This is a genomic window from Pseudomonas cavernae, from assembly GCF_003595175.1.
Taxonomy (GTDB): domain Bacteria; phylum Pseudomonadota; class Gammaproteobacteria; order Pseudomonadales; family Pseudomonadaceae; genus Aquipseudomonas; species Aquipseudomonas cavernae.
The window spans coordinates 1899189-1916628 of sequence record NZ_CP032419.1 but is presented as its reverse complement, the minus strand read 5'-3'; the positions used below and the strand labels follow the sequence as shown (position 1 = coordinate 1916628).

Annotated in this window: 17 protein-coding genes and 1 pseudogene; 9 read left to right on the top strand and 9 right to left on the bottom strand. The window is 66.2% G+C overall.

What is annotated here, in order from left to right; all coding sequences use genetic code 11:
* Positions 1-37: 37 nt before the first annotated feature.
* Both D3880_RS08860 and D3880_RS08855 read left to right on the top strand, forming a co-directional pair.
* Positions 38-445 (top strand): OsmC family protein, encoded by a 408-nt coding sequence (locus tag D3880_RS08860; protein ID WP_119893101.1) that lies wholly within the window; start codon positions 38-40, stop codon positions 443-445.
* A 54-nt stretch (positions 446-499) separates the two neighbouring features.
* Positions 500-1465, top strand: coding sequence for a quinone oxidoreductase family protein (locus tag D3880_RS08855; RefSeq protein WP_119893100.1), 966 nt, complete (start codon positions 500-502; stop codon positions 1463-1465).
* Positions 1466-1519: 54 nt separating this feature from the next.
* On the opposite strand, the gene D3880_RS08850 is transcribed toward D3880_RS08855, so the two are convergent.
* The gene (locus D3880_RS08850; RefSeq protein WP_119893099.1) at positions 1520-2638 is read right to left on the bottom strand and encodes an AI-2E family transporter; all 1119 of its coding nucleotides are present in this window, start codon (positions 2636-2638) and stop codon (positions 1520-1522) included.
* 701 nt (positions 2639-3339) lie between these two features.
* Here D3880_RS08850 and aroQ point away from each other — a divergent pair.
* Together aroQ and D3880_RS08840 are read left to right on the top strand one after the other, a co-directional pair.
* On the top strand, positions 3340-3780 hold the full coding sequence (aroQ, locus tag D3880_RS08845) for a type II 3-dehydroquinate dehydratase (RefSeq protein ID WP_119893098.1): 441 nt from the start codon (positions 3340-3342) through the stop codon (positions 3778-3780).
* A gap of 5 nt (positions 3781-3785) precedes the next feature.
* The gene (locus D3880_RS08840; RefSeq protein WP_119893097.1) at positions 3786-4640 is read left to right on the top strand and encodes a shikimate dehydrogenase; all 855 of its coding nucleotides are present in this window, start codon (positions 3786-3788) and stop codon (positions 4638-4640) included.
* A gap of 204 nt (positions 4641-4844) precedes the next feature.
* On the opposite strand, the gene D3880_RS08835 is transcribed toward D3880_RS08840, so the two are convergent.
* Positions 4845-5162 (bottom strand): TSUP family transporter, encoded by a 318-nt coding sequence (locus D3880_RS08835; RefSeq protein WP_420800850.1) that lies wholly within the window; start codon positions 5160-5162, stop codon positions 4845-4847.
* 168 nt (positions 5163-5330) lie between these two features.
* A complete protein-coding gene (locus D3880_RS08830; RefSeq protein WP_420800866.1) occupies positions 5331-6038 on the bottom strand; it encodes an IclR family transcriptional regulator domain-containing protein in 708 nt (235 codons plus the stop codon).
* Between the two features lie 215 nt (positions 6039-6253).
* On the opposite strand from D3880_RS08830, the gene D3880_RS08825 reads away from it, so the two are divergent.
* The 4 genes and pseudogenes from D3880_RS08825 to D3880_RS08810 all read left to right on the top strand — a co-directional run bounded on the left by D3880_RS08825 (position 6254) and on the right by D3880_RS08810 (position 11041).
* Positions 6254-7063, top strand: a complete 810-nt coding sequence (locus tag D3880_RS08825; RefSeq protein WP_119893095.1) for a shikimate dehydrogenase family protein — start codon at positions 6254-6256, stop codon at positions 7061-7063.
* A gap of 3 nt (positions 7064-7066) precedes the next feature.
* A pseudogene (locus tag D3880_RS08820) lies at positions 7067-8786 on the top strand (FAD-dependent oxidoreductase).
* A 2-nt stretch (positions 8787-8788) separates the two neighbouring features.
* The gene (locus D3880_RS08815) at positions 8789-9109 is read left to right on the top strand and encodes an NIPSNAP family protein (protein WP_119893094.1); all 321 of its coding nucleotides are present in this window, start codon (positions 8789-8791) and stop codon (positions 9107-9109) included.
* Positions 9110-9298: 189 nt separating this feature from the next.
* On the top strand, positions 9299-11041 hold the full coding sequence (locus D3880_RS08810) for an FAD-dependent oxidoreductase (RefSeq protein ID WP_119893093.1): 1743 nt from the start codon (positions 9299-9301) through the stop codon (positions 11039-11041).
* Here the strand turns inward: D3880_RS08810 and D3880_RS08805 are convergent.
* From D3880_RS08805 to quiC, 4 genes are all read right to left on the bottom strand, one after another.
* Positions 10997-11509: an O-acetyl-ADP-ribose deacetylase gene (locus D3880_RS08805; protein WP_119893092.1), complete on the bottom strand. Its 513-nt coding sequence runs from the start codon at positions 11507-11509 to the stop codon at positions 10997-10999. The genes D3880_RS08810 and D3880_RS08805 overlap by 45 nt on opposite strands.
* 178 nt (positions 11510-11687) lie before the next feature.
* Positions 11688-11837: a PSPA7_2676 family Cys-rich small protein gene (locus tag D3880_RS23245; protein WP_338014486.1), complete on the bottom strand. Its 150-nt coding sequence runs from the start codon at positions 11835-11837 to the stop codon at positions 11688-11690.
* Positions 11838-12006: 169 nt separating this feature from the next.
* Positions 12007-12672, bottom strand: a complete 666-nt coding sequence (locus tag D3880_RS08800) for a TetR/AcrR family transcriptional regulator (RefSeq protein WP_420800865.1) — start codon at positions 12670-12672, stop codon at positions 12007-12009.
* A 219-nt stretch (positions 12673-12891) separates the two neighbouring features.
* On the bottom strand, positions 12892-14802 hold the full coding sequence (gene quiC / locus D3880_RS08795; RefSeq protein WP_119893090.1) for a 3-dehydroshikimate dehydratase QuiC: 1911 nt from the start codon (positions 14800-14802) through the stop codon (positions 12892-12894).
* A 715-nt stretch (positions 14803-15517) separates the two neighbouring features.
* Here quiC and D3880_RS08790 point away from each other — a divergent pair.
* The gene (locus tag D3880_RS08790; RefSeq protein WP_162934966.1) at positions 15518-16849 is read left to right on the top strand and encodes an MFS transporter; all 1332 of its coding nucleotides are present in this window, start codon (positions 15518-15520) and stop codon (positions 16847-16849) included.
* Between the two features lie 86 nt (positions 16850-16935).
* Here D3880_RS08790 and D3880_RS08785 read toward each other — a convergent pair whose 3' ends face one another.
* Positions 16936-17148, bottom strand: coding sequence for a GDCCVxC domain-containing (seleno)protein (locus D3880_RS08785; protein WP_119893088.1), 213 nt, complete (start codon positions 17146-17148; stop codon positions 16936-16938).
* 7 nt (positions 17149-17155) lie between these two features.
* Entirely contained in the window at positions 17156-17431 is a 276-nt protein-coding gene (gene merP / locus D3880_RS08780) for a mercury resistance system periplasmic binding protein MerP (RefSeq protein ID WP_119893087.1), read from the bottom strand.
* Between the last annotated feature and the right edge of the window lie 9 nt (positions 17432-17440).

The following is a 17440-nucleotide window of genomic DNA, read 5'->3' as shown; positions in this document are numbered from 1 at the left end:
CAAGCGGCTAGAACCGAACCCGCACAGGAGCAACAGGATGAGCACAGAAATCGTCTCCGCCACGATTGGCAGCACCCCGTACCGGGTCACCCTGTCGGAGGGCGCCCACCAGTGGTTCGGCGATGCGCCGCAGAATCTCGGCGGCGGCGCCAGCGGGCCGTCACCGCATCAACTGCTGCTGTCGGCGCTCGGTGCCTGCACGGCCATCACCGTCAGCATGTATGCCCAGCGCAAGGGCCTGGCCCTGGAGGGGATCGATGTCGAGCTGTTCATCAGCGCCGAACAGCTGACGCCGCCGGCGCTGACGCAGATCGAGCGTCGCATCGATTTGCATGGCGCGCTGGATGAAGCGCAGCGCGCGCGCCTGCTGGACATCGCCAATGCCTGCCCACTGCACAAGCTGCTCAGCGGCGAGATCCGCATCGACACCCAGCTGCAAGGCTGAGCCCTGCCACCCGGCCCGCCCGGCAAGACTGGGCGGGCAGAAGGACAACCCTGTATGAAAGCCCTGCAATTCTCCCGCACCGGCGACCTCGCCGCCCTCGATCTGCTCGAGCTGCCGACCCCGACCCCGGCGGCCGACGAGGTGCTTATCGAGATCAAGGCCGCCGGCCTCAACCCCAGCGACGTGAAGAACGTCCTCGGCCGCTTCCCCTACACCACCCTGCCGCGCACTCCGGGGCGCGACTATGCCGGCGTGATCGTCGCCGGCCCCGCGCACCTGCAGGGCGTGGAAGTCTGGGGCAGTGGCAAGGAACTCGGCTTCACCCGCGAGGGCAGCCACGCGCAGTACCTCAGCCTGCCGGCCGATGCCGTGGCGCGCAAACCGGCGGCGCTCAGCTTCGCCCAGGCCGCGACCTGCGGGGTGCCCTACATCACTGCGCTGGATGCCCTCGAACGCAGCCAGGTCGGCGCCGGCACGCGCTTGCTGGTGATCGGCTCGGGCGCGGTCGGCAACGCCGCCCTGGCCCTGGCCCGCGCCCGTGGCGCCCAGGTAGTGGCCGGGGTGCGCCGCGCCGAAGTGCGCGAGCAACTGCGCGCCGCGGGCATCGAGGCGATCCTGCTGAGCAGCGCGGAAAACCTGCCGACCCAGGTCGAACAGGCCTTCGGCCAGGCCGCCGAAGTGATCTTCGACACCACCGGCTTCTGGCTGCCGGCCTCGGTCAACGCCCTCGCCCGCTTCGGCCGCATCGCCGTGATCGCCGCGCCGGTGGACGGCCACGTCGACCTGCCGGTGCTCAGCCTCTACCGCCGCGGCGGGGTGATAGTCGGGGTCAACTCGCTGCTCTACACGGTGCAGGAAAGCGTGGCGCTGCTCGACCGCATCGGCCGCTACTTCGATCGGGGTGAACTGCCGCTACCGCAGGGCTTCCGCGAAGTAGCGCTGGATCAGGCGCTGGTGGCCTATCAGCGCTGCTATGAAGGCAGCTCGGAGAAGGTGGTGCTGCTGCCCGGTGCCGACTGAGGTTGTATATCAAGGCGGGGTGACCAACTGGCCGCCCCACCTTCGCTCCGCTGGCTAGCCCTCGCCCGCCGGCGAAGTATCCGCCTCGACCGGCGACTCCGCCGGCGCGCCCTGGTGCACCCAGGACATGAACAGCTGGTAGCCCACCGCCAGCACCACCGGGCCGAGAAACAGGCCGATGATGCCGTTGGCGACCATGCCGCCGAGGGCGCCGATCAGCACCACCGGCATCGGCACCGAAACGCCGCGGCCGAGCAGCAGCGGCTTGAGCACGTTGTCCGCCAAGCCGGCGATGAAGGTCCAGATGGCGAAAATGATGGTCGCCACCGACACGCCATAAACGGCGAAGGCATAGGCGATCACCGGTAGGGTGATCAATGCCACCGGCAGCTGCATGATGCCCAGCAGCAGCACCGCCAGGGCCAGCAAGCCGGCGCCGGGAATGCCCATCAGCACCAGGCCGACGCCGACCAGCAGCATCTGGATAAAGGCGATGCCGACCACGCCCTGCGCCACCGCGCGAATGGTCGCCGTGCACAGTTCGGCCAGTTGCGGCCCGCGCTCCGGTCCGGATACACGGTTGGCGATGGCGTGCACGGTGGTGGTGCCGGCCTCGCCATGGGCCATGATCACCCCGGCGATGATCAGCGCGAAGATGAATATCATCAGCCCCATGCCCGCCCCGGCCAGCTTGCCCAGCACAGCTTTGGCCACCCCCTGGACATGCGGCAGCACCTGATGCAGCAACCAGCTCATGTCACTCGAGGCATGCTGCCAGAAGTTGAACAGCGGCTCGCCGATCAGCGGCCAACTGGCCACCGCGGGCGCTGGCGGCGGAATCTTCAGCCCGCCGCTTTCCAGCAGCTGTTTGCCCTGTTGCACCGAGTCGACGATCGAGCCACCGAGCAGGGCCAGCGGCAGCATCAGCAGGATCAGCCCGACCAACACGATGATCAATGCCGCGCGGCCCTGGCGCTGATTCAGGCGGGCGGCCAGCAGGCTGTTCAGCGGGTAGAGGGTGACCGCCAGAATCAGCGCCCACAGCATCAAACTCATGAAGGGGTGGAAGATCGCGTAGCAGGAGATCACCAGCACAGTGATCAGGCCGGCACGAATCAGTACATCCAACAGCTCACGCGACGTCAGTTTTTCCATTGAGCGCTTATCCAGCATCGATAGTTCCTTAACTCGATAGTCCTTGATGCGATGAGGCCACTTGCCTTGCCGCTGCTGACCAGGCCATTGACCTGCCTAGGTTCTGCACGAAAAGTCACCGAGCGAAGGTCAGGCAAGGCGCAACGACCAACGGGAGTAACAGCCAAAGGCTGGCCCGAAGGGTGAGCGCCAGCGAATAAAACAGGTGAGGACGCGGAGTTTACGAGTTGTAAATGAGCAGTACTCGCTTCACTCGCCCTAACGGGCCGCCCTGTGGGCGTTCAGTGGCAAGCCACTGTCCGAGCCTGTTTTTAACGCAGCATCACCGAGCGCAGGTAGTTTTCGTGCAGAACCTGATAGCAGCCTACCTGGCCGATCACGCCAAGCCCAGCGCCTGAACAAGAATGCGTTCCGCCGCACCCTGGCAGACGACGGCGCGACCGCCTCCTGCCGTCCGATTATCGAACGCTTTATCGCCTGCCTCTGAGCCCCGCCCAAGCGCTGCGGGAGCTCCCGCCCATCTCTCGGCAACCGCCTGAATCCAAGGCTTTCAGCCTCTTTTGCAGATGCCTTCGAGCGGCCAACCCGGCCCACGAACGTCATCTTGCGGCCATGGCCGAGCTTCAAGCAAATTGACCTAATTAACCAGTTAGTACATTTTACTCACACATGATCCCTGCCCCTCTCGGGCGACAAGAACAACAGCGGAGAAACTGCGCATGACCCGTACGCTCCTGGTGCTCAACGGCCCAAATCTGAATCTGCTGGGCACCCGCGAACCGGCTACCTACGGCCACGAAACCCTCGCCGACATCGAAGCGCTGTGCCAGCGCAGCGCCGCCGAACACGGTCTGGCTCTGGAGTTTCGCCAGACCAACCACGAAGGCGAACTGCTCGACTGGATTCACCAGGCGCGCGGCCGGCATGCCGGCATCGTCATCAACCCGGCGGCCTGGACCCACACCTCGGTGGCGATCCGCGACGCCCTGGCCGCGGTGGAACTGCCGGTGATCGAGGTGCACCTGTCCAACGTGCACAAGCGTGAGGAGTTCCGTCACCACTCGTTTGTCTCCGCCATCGCCGTCGGCGTGCTGGCCGGTTTCGGCGCCCATGGCTATCGCCTGGCCATCGAACATTTCGCCCACCTGCTGAAAGCCTGACTGCCATGACCCAGAACACATCCGTACTCGCCGGCCTGATCGGCGCCGGCATCCAGGCCTCGCGCACCCCGGCGCTGCACGAACACGAGGGCGATGCCCAGGGCATCCGCTACCTGTACCGGCTGCTCGATCCCGACCAGCTCAAGCTAGACAGCAGCGCCCTCCCCGAGCTGCTGAGCGCCGCCGAGCGCATGGGCTTCACCGGCCTGAACATCACCTTCCCCTGCAAGCAGGCGGTGATCCCACTGCTCGACGAGCTGTCCGCCGAGGCGCGCGGGATCGGTGCCGTCAACACCGTGGTGTTCCAGAACGGCAAGCGCGTCGGCCACAACACCGACTGCCTGGGCTTCGCCGAAGGCTTGCGCCGTGGCCTGCCGGATGTCTCCCGGCGGCGCGTGGTGCAGATGGGCGCCGGTGGCGCCGGCGCGGCGGTGGCCCACGCACTGCTCAGCGAAGGCGTCGAAGAACTGACCCTGTTCGAGGTCGACCCGAGCCGCGCCCAGGGTCTGGTGGACAGCCTCAATGCCCACTTCGGCGCCGGTCGCGCGGTGGTCGGCCTGGACCTGGCCGCCGCCGTGGCCGCCGCCGACGGCCTGGTCAACACCACCCCGGTGGGCATGGCCAAGCTGCCCGGCACGCCGCTGCCGGTGGAGTTGCTGCGCGCCGAACTGTGGGTCGCCGAGATCATCTACTTCCCGCTGCAGACCGAGCTGCTCAGGCACGCCCGCGCCCTCGGCTGCCGCACCTTGGACGGCGGCACCATGGCGGTGTTCCAGGCGGTCAAGGCGTTCGAGTTGTTCACCGGCACGCCGGCCAATGCCGAGCGCATGCAGGCGCATTTCCAGAGCATGAACAGCTAAGAACCTGTTTACGATCTCGCGAGCTAGAGCCAGACAAGGCGAAATCGGGCGAAGGCGCGCAGTTTACGAGTTGTAAATGAGCAGCCTGAGTCCGATTTCAACGCCGTATGGCCGACGCGCAGCAGATCGTAAACAGGTTCTAAGCGATTCAGTCGCCCTCTCCCCCGCCCCCTCTCCCGCAAATGGGAGAGGGGTGCACAGCGCTCACCAGTTCTGCACCAGCAGTTGGATACCGGTGACCAGCAGGCCAATGAAACGCTCGCTGAGCAGACCGAAGCTCAGGCCAAGCAGCGCACCGAGCAGCATGATCTTCAGGTTGCGTGTGTCCCACTGGCCGTAGAAGCGCCTCAGCCCAGTCACGTCGGCCATGCACAGGATTGGCAGTACGATGGCGGCCGCCTGGGTCGGCGGCATTGCCAAGGCCATCAGCGGCACGGCGATACCACCCAGGGCGCCGCCGAAACCGCCCTTGGAAACACCGGTGAAGAGCACCGCAGGCAAGCGCCAGGCGGAGAAATTCAACGGACATGACGGAACTCGTGTTGGACAGCACCAGGCATTATCGGGTGATTAGCTGCGCGCCCCACCAGCACAAGAGCAAACGGGGCGGTAAGCGCACGTATTTCGTAAGGGGAACCCGCCAATTGCAGCCGCCACCTGGTCGCCACCCGCCCCATCGATGAACACCCATCAATCCAGCACCGGCTTGAGCAGCGCCTGCGCCTCGTACAACGGCGCCAGGTAGCGAAAACGCATTTCCTCCACGGTCAGCCGCGAGGCATGGGTGGTGATCGCCAGGGTCGCCTTGAGCCGGCCGCGGCGGTCGGTCAGCGGCACGCCGAGCACACGCATGCCGATCTCAAATTCCTGATCGACCACCGAGAAGCCCTGGCTGGCAACCTGACGCAACTCGGCCTTCAATGCCGCCACATCGGTCAGGGTGTAGGGCGTCAGCTGGCGCGGCGGATTGCGTTGGAAATAGCCGTCCAGCTCCGTCTCGTCCAGCGCCGCCAGCCAGATCCGCCCGCTGGCCGTGCAATACATCGGCACCCGCGAGCCGGGGCGAATCGACAGCGAGGCGATGTGGCTGTAGCGACTGCGCACCACATGAACGATCTCGTCGCCGTCGCGGGTACCGACCGACACGTGCTCCTGGGTGGTGCGCGCCACCTGTTCGACGATGGGCCGCAGCATGCGCGGCAGCTGCGCCGAATCGACATAGGCCTGGCCGATACGCAGCGCCTTGGGGGTCAGCCAGTAGAGGCGGCCGTCGGTCTCGGCGAACTCCTCGTGTACCAGCGTCAGCAGGAAACGTCGCGCCGCGCTCGGCGTCAGCCCGGACAGCTTGGCCGCCTGCGGCACGCTCAGGCGCGGCAGGTCGGCGCTGAACAGCTGCATCAGTGCCAGGCCCTTCTGCAGGCCGGCGATCAGATCGCGGGGATGGATGATGGCTTTGTCCACGTGCAGGGCTCCAAGCAATTCGACGTAATAGTGCGATTATCGCAGTGGCAATGCGATAAACAAGCTGAACAACCGCCAAGCACGTTGGCGTCTCCCGCTCGCGGGCGCAACCTCCCCGCCACAACAACGCCAACAGGCCGTGGAGGTTCAGCATGATTCGTGGTTCGACCGAACTGGTCGCGATCGTCGGTTCGCCCATTGCGCAAGTGAAATCGCCGGAAAACTTCAACACCTGGTTCGCCAACCATGGCCAGAACCTGGCGATGATCGCCATCGACCTGCAGGAAGCGGCGCTCGACGCCTTCCTCGCCAGCCTGCGCGGCTGGCAGAACCTGCGCGGTTGCGTGGTCACCGTGCCGTACAAACAGACCCTGGTCGACCGCCTCGACGGCCTCAGCGAACGTGCCGCCGCGCTGCGCTCGGTCAACGTCATTCGCCGCGAGAGCGACGGCCGCCTGCTCGGCGATAACGTCGACGGCGAAGGCTTCCTCAACGCCGCGCGCCAGCACGACTTCCAGGCCAAGGGCAAAAGCGCGCTGGTGATCGGTTCCGGCGGGGTCGGCAGCGCCATCGCCTATTCGCTGTGCCAGGCCGGGGTGCGCCGCCTGGTGATCGCCGACGTCAGCAGCGAACGCGCCGGCACCCTCGCCGAGCTGCTGCGCAGCGCCTTCCCGGCGCTGGAGATCGGCACCGAATATCGCTCGCTGGACGGTTTCGATCTGCTGGTCAACGCCTCGCCGGTGGGCATGGGCGGCACCGGCGAGCTGCCGCTGCCGGCCGAGCTGCTGGACAGCCTGCAAGCGGCAACTCTGGTCGCCGACGTGGTCACCTCGCCGGAGATAACTCCGCTGCTGGCCTTCGCCCGTTCACGCGGCTGCCGCATCCAGACCGGCGCGCAAATGGCCTTCGCCCAGCTCGGCAACCTCGGCGCCTTCATGGGCGTGACCCCATTGGAGATCTGAGCCATGACCAGCATCAGTCAACCCGCCTTCACCCGCGACTACGACGTGGTCGTGCTCGGCAGCGGCGCCGCCGGTTTCGCCGCCGCGGCCAGCGCCGCCTGTCGCGGCCTCAAGGTGCTGATCGTCGAAAAGGCCGAGCGTTTCGGCGGCACCTCGGCGATTTCCGGCGGCGCCGCCTGGGTCTACGGCACCGACCAAGCCAAGACCGCCGGCGCCGAGGATTCGCCCGAGGCGATGCGCACTTATCTCAAGAAGATCATCGGCGCCGGCTACAACGCCGAACTGGTCGACACCTTTATCGCCCGCGGCCACGAGGCGCTACGCTGGCTAGAGGCCAACACCGAACTGCACTACAGCCTGCGTCCGCTGTCGCCGGACTACTACCCGGACGAGGACGGCGGCAGCGAATTCGGCCGCGCGCTGGAGATGGTCGAGTACGACGGCCGCCGTCTGGGCGAGCGCTTCAAGGACCTGAAAATGCCGCCGCCGGGCATGCTGCTGTTCGGCGGGATGATGGTCAACCGCGTCGACATCCAGCATTTCCTCAGTTTCAAGCGCTCGCCGAAATCGCTCTGGCACTGCCTCAAGCTGATGGCGCGCTACGGCGTCGACCGCCTCAGTCACCACCGCGGCACCCGCCTGACCACCGGCAACGCGCTGATCGCGCGACTGGCCACCAGCGCCTTCGCCAACGGCGCCGAGCTGTGGCTGAACAGTGCGGCAGAGTCGCTGATCGTCGAGCATGGCGTGGTGGTGGGCGTACAGGTCAAGCGCGCAGGGCGTCTGGAGCGGGTACGGGCGCACGGCGGCGTGGTCTGCGCCATGGGTGGCTTCGCCGCCGGCACGATCGCCGCCAGCAACCGCCCGGACAGCTGCGCGCCGCACCTGAGCATGTCGCCGCCGACCAACAGCGGCGATGCCCTGCGCCTCGGCGAGGCGGTGGATGCCGCCAGCGGCCAGGGCCTGACGGCCAACTTCTTCTGGGCGCCGGTTTCCGAGCTGGTGCACAGGAATGGCGAGCGCGAACGCTTCCCGCACTTGGTCACCGACCGCGCCAAGCCGGGGGTGATCGCGGTGAACCGGGCCGGCCAGCGCTTCGTCAACGAATCCGACTCCTACCACCATTTCGTCCAGACCATGTTCGCCACCGGCAATGCGCCGTGCTGGTTGATCTGCGATGCCGAGGCCATGAACAAGTACGGCCTGGGCCTGGCACGGCCGAAGCCGGTGGACAACTCGGCGCTGATCGAAGCCGGCTACCTGCAGCGCGCCGACAGCCCGGAACAACTGGCCCAGGCCATCGGCATCGACCCACTGGGCCTGCGCGCGACCCTGGAGCGCTACAACGCCGACGCCCGCGTGCGCGTTCGCCAAGGGCGGCAACGCCTACAACCGCTACATGGGCGACCCCGAGCACCGGCCCAACCCGTGCAACGCGCCACTGAGCAAAGCGCCCTACTACGCCGTGCAACTGTTCACCGGCGACCTCGGTTCGGCCCGCGGCCTGGTCACCGACGCTCACGCCAACGTGCTCGACAAGTCCGGCGCGCCGATCCCCGGCCTGTACGCCGCCGGCAACGACATGAACTCGCTGATGGACGGCACCTACCCCGGCCCCGGCATCACCATCGGCCCCGGCCTGACCTTCGGCTACATCGCCGCCAGCCATATCGCCGAGCGCCTCGCGACGCCGGCCACCTCGAAAACCACAGTGGAGAACTGAGCATGTATTACGAACTGCGCACTTACACCATCGCCCCGACCAAGCTGGCCGACTGGCTGGCGCTGTACCAGAGCGACGCCCTGGCGGTGCAGACCGAGCACCTGGGCAAGCTGGTCGGCTTCTTCACCACCGAGTTTGGCGAGGCCAACCAGGTGGTGCATATCTGGGCCTACGAGAGCCTCGACGAGCGCATCGCCCGCCGCGGCAGCATGGCCGCCGACCCGCGCTGGGCGGAGTTCTCGCGCAAGAACAAGGAGCTCGGCGCGGTGCTGCGCCTGGAGTCGCGGCTGATGCGCCCGACCGGGTTTTCGCCGTTGAAGTGAGCCAGAAGACCGGCTGCAGGTTGGCGTTGAGCGCAGCGATAGCCAACGAGCGGCAGGTCGGGCAACAGATAGGTATCGCTGCGCTCAACCCATCCTCCGGGCTGAGTTGCCTGTTTACCCTCTCCCCGGGCCCCTCTCCCATGAATGAGAGAGGGGCACAGATCCCAGAATCACAACGGAATCCCTGCCATGCAATGCCCCGACACTCTCCACTGTGACGTTCTGGTCATCGGCTCCGGCGCCTCCGGCTTGGCGGCGGCGGTGACTGCCGCCCACCACGGGCTGAAGGTGATAGTCGTGGAAAAGACCAGTCAGCTCGGCGGCACCAGCGCCTGGTCCGGCGGCTGGCTGTGGATTCCGCGCAACCCGCTGGCAGTCGCCGAGGGCAATATCGAGCACGACGACGCGCCGGAGCGTTACCTGCGCGCCCAAGTGCACGCCGACGCCCTCGACGAGCGCCAGCGCAGCTATCTCGAGCGCGGTCCGGAGATGGTCGAGTTCTTCCAGCGGCATACCGCCGTGCAGTTCTATTCGGGTAGCAAGATGCCGGATATGCACGACGGCGAGGGTGCCGGGCGCGGTGGCCGCTCGCTCTGTGCACAGCCGTTCGACGGCCATGAGCTGGGCGCCTGGATCGCCAAACTGCGCCCACCGCTGGACATCGTCAGCCTGGCCGGCATGGGCATCGCCGGCGGTCTGGACATGGCCAACTTCTTCAACGCCAGCCGCTCGCCGCGCGCCGCGCTGTACGTCGCCAAGCGCCTGCTGCGGCACTGCCGCGATCTCGTGCTGCACCGCCGCGGCATGCAACTGGTCAACGGCAACGCACTGGTCGCCCGGCTGTTGCGCAGCGCCCTGGACCTCGACGTCAAGCTGCTCACCGAGGCGCCGGCCAAGCGCCTGCTCAGCCAGGATGGCCGGGGCAGCGGCGCACAGATCGAGCACTTCGGCAGCCTCACCGAAATACGCGCCAGCCGTGGCGTGGTGCTGGCCTGCGGCGGCTTTCCCCACGACCGCCAGCGCCTCGCCGAGCTGATGCCGCATGCACCGAACGGCAGCGAACACCGCTCCGCCGCACCGCCGAGCAACACAGGCGACGGCCTGCGCCTCGGCGAACAGCTCGGCGCGCGGGTAGCCGACGATCTAGCCCAGGCCGGCGCCTGGGCGCCGGTCTCCCTGGTGCCACGCCGCGACGGCAGTCTCGGCCACTTTCCGCATCTGCTCGACCGCGCCAAGCCCGGCTTTATCGCCGTGCGCAGAAATGGGCGACGCTTCTGCAACGAGGCCGACTGCTACCACGACTTCATGAACGCGTTGTTCAAGGCCACGCCGAAGGGCGAGGCGCACGAGGCCTGGCTGCTCTGCGACCACCAAGCGCAGCGCCGCTACGGCATCGGCTGGGCCAAGCCGTTCCCCTTCCCCACCGCCTATTACCAGCGCCGCGGCTATCTGTTCAAGGGCCGCAACCTGAGTGAACTGGCGGCACGCTGCGGCATCGATGTCGCGCAGTTGCAGGCTACGGTCGAGCGCTTCAACCAGCATGCCGCGCAGGGCGAGGACCCGGACTTCCAGCGCGGCGCCTCGGCCTACAACAGGGCCCAGGGCGAGGTCCTGCACGGCCCCAACCCCTCGCTGCGGCCGCTCGAGCGCGGGCCGTTCTATGCAGTGAAATTGCTGCCGGGCAGCCTCGGCACCTTCGCCGGCCTGCGCACCGACGCCGCGGCACGGGTGTTGGACGGTCAGGACGAGCCGATCGGGGGACTGTTCGCAGTGGGCAACGACATGGCCAGCGTGATGGCCGGCCACTACCCCAGCGGCGGCATTACCCTCGGCCCGGGGATGACCTTCGGCTATCTCGCCGGCCTGGCGCTGGCCGGGCAGGCCAGCTCAGCTGTCGACGCCGAGCAGCCGCTGGTAGCGCGCCAGGTCTGAGGCGGAAAAGCAGCAGAACAGCACCGACTCGATAGTCGTGGCCTGCGCGGCACTGCGCACCGTGCTCACCGCGATCTGCGCCGCCTGTTCCAGCGGATAACCGTAGACACCGGTACTGATGCAGGGAAAGGCCAGCGAGGCGATGCCGCGCTCGCTGGCGATTTCCACACAGCGGCGGTAGCAGGAGGCCAACAGCTGCGCCTCGCCATGCCCACCGCCGCGCCAGACCGGGCCGACGGTGTGAATCACATACCGAGCCGGCAGTCGATAGCCGGCAGTGATGCGCGCCTCGCCGGTCGGGCAGCCACCGAGCTTGCGGCACTCTTCGAGCAATTGCGGGCCGGCGGCACGATGGATTGCGCCATCCACGCCGCCTCCGCCGAGCAGGGAAGAGTTCGCCGCGTTGACGATCGCCTGCACCTCGAGGCGGGTGATATCCCCCTGAACCGCTTGCATGAGCGTGGCCATGGCAGGTCTCCCGGGCGAATCGATAGGAACACCTATTCTAATCCGCCCCTGCATAGCCGACGCCCCCAGATGGATAACGGCGAGCATCCCGCAGCCGGAACAGCAAGAAGGCACAGCCAGAAGCGCACCGCCACACCACGGCGGCCGAGACAGCGGGCGCACTCCATTGGCTGGCGATTTACTCAGGCGTTTCGGGGCTGCTCATTACCTTCAGGTACTGATGCGCTCCGCAGCGACAACATCGCTGGCAGAGCATCACCTCAGAGCCCACCTCGGTGAGTATCCCTTCGTCCCATTGGCATCCCAGAAAGAAGCATCGCAGGTACATATTTCCTCCCGTCGGGGTCGTGCCCCAACACCCGTGAAGGCAGTGATTACGGAAGTCGCTGTGCTTGTACTTGTCTGGTAACGACGGTGGAGGGTTGTCCCGCCGCTCTAGAATGCACAACCTAATCTGCCGGCTGGCTCCGCGCGTCGCGCGCGGGCCTGGCGCCCCTTCAGGGCTGGATATAACGCAGCACCGACTCGCAGATCATCTGCTTGTGGCGCTGCTTGACCTGCTCGCCCGACAGGTCGACCTGGAATATCTCGCCGAAGGTGTGGCGGTTGGAGACACGGTACAAGCAGAAGGAACTGATCAGCAGATGCACGTCGAGCGGGTCGAGGCCGCTGCGGAACAGGCCCTCGGCTTCGCCGCGCCGGAGGATGTCGTCGAGGGAGTGGAGCATGGTGTTGCTCAGCGAGCGGATCGCCTTGGACTGCTTCACGTACTCGCCGTGGTGGATGTTCTCGATGCTGACGATGCGGACGAAATCGACGTTGCGGTCGTGGTGGTCGAAGGTGAACTCCACCAGCCGGCGGATCGCTTCCTGCGGCGCCAGTTCGGCCAGATGCAGCTGGCTCTCGGTGCGCCGGATATCGCCGTAGAGCTTCTCCAACACCTCGACGTAGAGCTGCTCCTTGCTGCCGAAGTAGTAGTAGATCATGCGTTTGGAGGTGTGGGTGCGCTCGGCGATGGCATCCACCCGCGCGCCGGACAAACCCTGCTGGACGAACTCGGCCACGGCAGCCTGGAGGATGTCCTCGCGGGTCTTCTCCGGATTGTTCTTGCGGCTCTTGCGCGGCACTTCTACGGGCTCGGCAGGGGTGTCGGCGGAATTCATCATGCTGGACTCATGGCCATCGGTGGAATCGGCCAATTATGGGCCGCTCGGCGGGGCGAAGGAAGGCGACGGGGCCGCCGTCCCTCCCCTCTCCCACTTGTGGGAGAGGGGTTGGGGGAGAGGGAGGCCGCCGAGCCAATTCCGTAGGGTGGAAAACCGCGCAGCGTTTTCCACCACAGCCGGTGGATGTAACAAGCGACATCCACCCTACCCAAGCGGTTACAACCGTGCCTGCTTGGCTACGCTGCTACGCGCCTTGGCCATCGCCGCCAGACGTACCGCGACATTGGCCGCGCCGTAACCGACGTAGCCGTTCTTGCGCTGGATGATCTCGAAGAAGAAGCGCTCCTCGAACGGCTCGGTGTAGACGTGGAACAGCTCGCCGCCCTGGGCGTCGCGGTCGTACAGCACGTTGTAGTAGGCCAGTTCGCTGAGGAACTCGTCGTCGAAATCGAAGCGCGCGGCGAGGTCGTCGTAGTAGTTGAGCGGGATGTCCAACAGCGGCACGCCGGCCTCCTTGGCGCGGCTGACCTCGGCGAAGATGTCCGCGCAGGAGAAGGCGATGTGGTGCACGCCGGAGCCGCGATAGCTGGACAGGGCGTGGGAGATCGCCGTGTTGCGGTTCTCCGAGATGTTCAACGGCAGGCGGATGGAGCTGCAGCGGCTGCGCAGGGCGCGGCTCTTGACCAGGCCGTAGGGGTCGGGCAGCACCACTTCGTCGTCGGCCTCGAAGTCGAACAGGCTCTTGTAGAACAGCACCCAGTTGTCCAGGCCATCGGCCGGCAGGGCCATGGCCATGTGGTCGATGCGCTGCAGGCTGCCGCTCGGGCTGGCCGCGGGGCTGAGGTTGAAGTCGCTGTCGTAGATGGTCTGCCCGCTGGCGCCCTGCTCCACCAGGTAGATCAGGCTGCCGTCCGGCGCGCGCACGGCGGGAATCTCGCGTTCGTTGGGGCCGACCAGGCCGCGATAGGGCTGACCCTTGAACTCGCGCGCGCGTTCCAGGGCGCTAGCGCCGTTCTTGACCCGCAGCGCGGTGGCGCACAGCGACGGGCCGTGGGCCTCGAAGAAACTGTGGGCGAAGGAGTACGGCTCGGCATTGAGGACGATGTTGATGTCGCCCTGGCGCAGCAAGCTGACCTCCTTGGAGCGGTGCTGGCCGGCCTTGGCGAAGCCCAGGCGCTCCAGCCAGCCACTCAGCTTGGCGCCGCGCGCCTCGTCGACGGCGAACTCGAGGAACTCCACGCCGTCGTAGCGCCCAGCCGCTGGCGGGGCGAAGAGAATGTCGAGATTGGCCGGCGGGGTAACGTCCTGCTCCAGCCGCTTGCGGGTCTTCTCCTCCAGATACAGCAACGAGCGCAGGCCGTCGGCGGCGTTGCCGCGCGGCGGTGCGGCGCGGAAGCCGTCGTTGAAGATCTCCAGCGACAGTGGCCCGCTGTAGCCGCTGCGGATGATCGGCGCGAGGAAGCCCGGCAGGTCGAACTCGCCCTGGCCGGGGAAGCAGCGGAAGTGCCGGCTCCACTCCAGCACATCCATGGCCAGCAGCGGCGCGTCGGCCATCTGCACGAAGAAGATCTTGTCGCCGGGAATCTCGGCGATGGCGGCCGGGTCGCCCTTGATCGACAGGGTGTGGAAGCTGTCGAGCAGCACGCCGAGCGCCGAATGGTCGGCGCGCTTGACGATGTTCCACACCTGCTGCCAGGTGTTGACGTGGCGGCCCCAGGCCAGCGCCTCGTAGCCGATGCGCAGGCCACGCGCGCCGGCGCGTTCGGCCAGCAGGCGCAGGTCGTCGATGAGAATGTCCTCGTCACCGAGGGAATCGGCGGCGACGTTGCTGCACACCAGCACCAGGTCGGTGCCCAGTTCCTGCATCAAATCGAATTTGCGCTCGGCACGGTCGAGATTGCGCGGCAGGCGGTCGCGGCGACAGCCTTCGAAGTCGCGGAACGGCTGGAACAGGGTGATGGCGATGCCCAGGTCCTGGCACATGCGCCGCACGTCACGCGGGCTACCGTCGTAATAGAGCAGGTCGTTTTCGAAGATTTCCACGCCATCGAAACCGGCAGCGGCGATGGCTTCGAGTTTTTCCGGCAGGGTACCGCTGAGGGAGACGGTGGCAATCGAGCGCTGCATGCTGAGCTCCTGGGTGATGGAGCGGCCTCTGCGGGCCGCGACCGTGGATTGCATGAGCCAGGTCAGTCGTCGGTTTGAACACCGCTCGGGGCCTGCAAGCGGACGCAACTCTGGCGAATCGATTATTCGCGCGGTATTTTCCCACAGCAATTAAGAATGTACGAACCGGTTAGTTTTGTGTTCGTTTATCGAACAAAAGGCCGGTTATCGAATTGACGATTTTTCGATCAGTGCGCACCATCTTCAACACATTGCAGCCATAGACCCCAACGCCTGGAAACCCAACCTGCCCTTTCCAGCCGGATGTTCTGCAATCGCACCACCGCACCACACACATAACAATTTCAAGAATCGGGTAAATGCCATGTACGCAATTACTGCTCGACCGGCCCACAAGCCACACCCCTTCGTGTGTTCCCTCGCCCCATCCGCAGCGACACCCACGCTGCCCAGCCAGACCCGGATGTCGGCGCCAGCAGCCCCCAGGGCCGCAGCCGCTTAACCGGCTCCGGCGCGCCCTCAGTCAAGCGCCCCAGCAGCAGTCCAGAACCTCGGCCCAACTGAAACGCCAGCGCGATTCGGTTCAGCCCTAGGGCCTGGCGGATGACAGCACCCCCGTGGTCGCTGAAGTTCTTGCCAAGCGGAGCTGAGCGAACAAAAAGTCCCGACTGCGGGTGAGCCCCACCTCCAGTCCCTGAACGGATGGCCACACGAAATGTTCCAATCCCAAAGCACTCCCATGGCTGCGCCCGTCATGCACAGCAGCATCGGCAGCAAGATCCGCGGCGCCTTCGCCGTCGGCAAGACCCGCTGGGGCATGCTGGCGCTGGTGTTCTTCGCCACCACCCTGAACTACATCGACCGCGCCGCGCTCGGGGTGATGCAGCCGATCCTGGCCAAGGAAATGAGCTGGACGGCGATGGATTACGCCAACATCAACTTCTGGTTCCAGGTCGGTTACGCGATTGGCTTCGTCCTGCAGGGCCGCTTCATCGACCGGGTCGGGGTGAAACGTGCGTTCTTCCTCGCGGTGCTGTTGTGGAGCGTCGCCACCGGCGCTCACGGCCTGGCGACCTCGGCGGTCGGCTTCATGGTCTGCCGTTTCATCCTCGGCCTGACCGAGGCGGCCAACTATCCGGCCTGCGTGAAGACCACCCGCGTGTGGTTCCCGGCCGGCGAGCGCGCCATGGCCACCGGCATCTTCAACGCCGGCACCAACGTCGGCGCCATGATCACCCCGGCGCTGCTGCCGCTGATCCTCTCCGTCTGGGGCTGGCAGGCCGCCTTCCTCGCCATGTCCATGCTGGGCCTGGTGTGGGTCGTGCTGTGGGCGCTGAAGTACTACAACCCGGAAGAGCATCCGCGCGTCCAGCAGAGCGAGCTGGACTACATCAACCAGGACGTCGAGCCGCAGCCGGTCAAGGTGCCCTTCAGCCAGATCCTGCGCATGCGCGGCACCTGGGCCTTCGCCCTGGCCTACTCGATCACCGCGCCGGTGTTCTGGTTCTATCTGTACTGGCTGCCACCGTTCCTCAACCAGCAGTACAACCTCGGCATCAGCGTGACGCAGATGGGCATCCCGCTGATCCTGATCTGGCTGACCGCCGACTTCGGCAGCATCGGCGGCGGCGTCTTGTCATCCTGGCTGATAGGCCGCGGCATGCGCGCCACCACCGCGCGCCTGCTGTCCATGCTGGTGTTCGCCTGCACCATCGTCAGCGTGGTGTTCGCCGCCAACGCCAGCGGCCTATGGGTCGCGGTGCTGGCCATCGCCCTGGCCGTCGGCGCGCACCAGGCCTGGACCGCCAACATCTGGAGCCTGGTGATGGACTACACGCCCAAATACATGATGAGCACGGTGTTCGGCTTCGGCGGCATGTGCGCGGCCGTCGGCGGCATGTTCATGACCCAGATCGTCGGCACCGTGCTGACCGTCACCCACAACAACTACGCGGTGCTGTTCACCATGATCCCGGCCATGTACTTCATCGCCCTGGTCTGGCTGTACTTCATGGCCCCGCGCAAGCTGCCGGGCAGCGCCGACTGATATCCCCCAGTGGAGGCCTGGCTCCAGGCCTCCACTGCCCTTGCCCAGGGGGCGTCTCGGAAAACGGAAAAAGTCCTACGCTAAGCCTATCCGCAGCACCCACGCTGCTGCTGGATCGGCGGGCACTTCACCGAACCAAACGAGCAGAACACGCAACAGTCGCCCGGCTTCGGGCGCAGCAGCGCCTTGCAGTGCTGGCACTCGTAGTAGAACTGGCAGGCGTCCGTCGGCATGCTTTCCTGCTTGGCAAAGCCGCAGTGTGGGCAGGTCAGCACGGACTCCAGAACGATGGCGATCATCGCGGCATCACTTCTGCACGGTGGACGGATAGCCCGCGTTCGTCGTCGCCTCGGTCAGCGCCTCCGGCCGGGCCTTGTCGGGGTCATAGGTGACGGTGGCCGTCTTCGTGTCGAAATCGACCTTGACCGCGCTCACGCCGGCCACCTTTTCCAACGACTTCTTGACCGTGATCGGGCATAGCCCGCACGTCATGTTCTGCACATCCAGCGTGACGGTTTTCGGGGGAGCGGCCAACGCCGCCAGAGGAAGGGCGACGAGGGCGGCAATCAGCATTTTGCGCATGGAATGCTC

Excerpts from the sequence above, each read along its gene's own strand:
- D3880_RS08860 (WP_119893101.1), top strand. The coding sequence starts at position 38 with ATGAGCACAGAAATCGTCTCCGCCACGATTGGCAGCACCCCGTACCGG.
- D3880_RS08855 (WP_119893100.1), top strand. The coding sequence starts at position 500 with ATGAAAGCCCTGCAATTCTCCCGCACCGGCGACCTCGCCGCCCTCGAT.
- D3880_RS08850 (WP_119893099.1), bottom strand. The coding sequence starts at position 2,638 with ATGCTGGATAAGCGCTCAATGGAAAAACTGACGTCGCGTGAGCTGTTG.
- aroQ (WP_119893098.1), top strand. The coding sequence starts at position 3,340 with ATGACCCGTACGCTCCTGGTGCTCAACGGCCCAAATCTGAATCTGCTG.
- D3880_RS08840 (WP_119893097.1), top strand. The coding sequence starts at position 3,786 with ATGACCCAGAACACATCCGTACTCGCCGGCCTGATCGGCGCCGGCATC.
- D3880_RS08830 (WP_420800866.1), bottom strand. The coding sequence starts at position 6,038 with ATGCAGCTGTTCAGCGCCGACCTGCCGCGCCTGAGCGTGCCGCAGGCG.
- D3880_RS08825 (WP_119893095.1), top strand. The coding sequence starts at position 6,254 with ATGATTCGTGGTTCGACCGAACTGGTCGCGATCGTCGGTTCGCCCATT.
- D3880_RS08815 (WP_119893094.1), top strand. The coding sequence starts at position 8,789 with ATGTATTACGAACTGCGCACTTACACCATCGCCCCGACCAAGCTGGCC.
- D3880_RS08810 (WP_119893093.1), top strand. The coding sequence starts at position 9,299 with ATGCAATGCCCCGACACTCTCCACTGTGACGTTCTGGTCATCGGCTCC.
- D3880_RS08805 (WP_119893092.1), bottom strand. The coding sequence starts at position 11,509 with ATGGCCACGCTCATGCAAGCGGTTCAGGGGGATATCACCCGCCTCGAG.
- D3880_RS23245 (WP_338014486.1), bottom strand. The coding sequence starts at position 11,837 with ATGTACCTGCGATGCTTCTTTCTGGGATGCCAATGGGACGAAGGGATA.
- D3880_RS08800 (WP_420800865.1), bottom strand. The coding sequence starts at position 12,672 with ATGAATTCCGCCGACACCCCTGCCGAGCCCGTAGAAGTGCCGCGCAAG.
- quiC (WP_119893090.1), bottom strand. The coding sequence starts at position 14,802 with ATGCAGCGCTCGATTGCCACCGTCTCCCTCAGCGGTACCCTGCCGGAA.
- D3880_RS08790 (WP_162934966.1), top strand. The coding sequence starts at position 15,518 with ATGTTCCAATCCCAAAGCACTCCCATGGCTGCGCCCGTCATGCACAGC.
- D3880_RS08785 (WP_119893088.1), bottom strand. The coding sequence starts at position 17,148 with ATGATCGCCATCGTTCTGGAGTCCGTGCTGACCTGCCCACACTGCGGC.
- merP (WP_119893087.1), bottom strand. The coding sequence starts at position 17,431 with ATGCGCAAAATGCTGATTGCCGCCCTCGTCGCCCTTCCTCTGGCGGCG.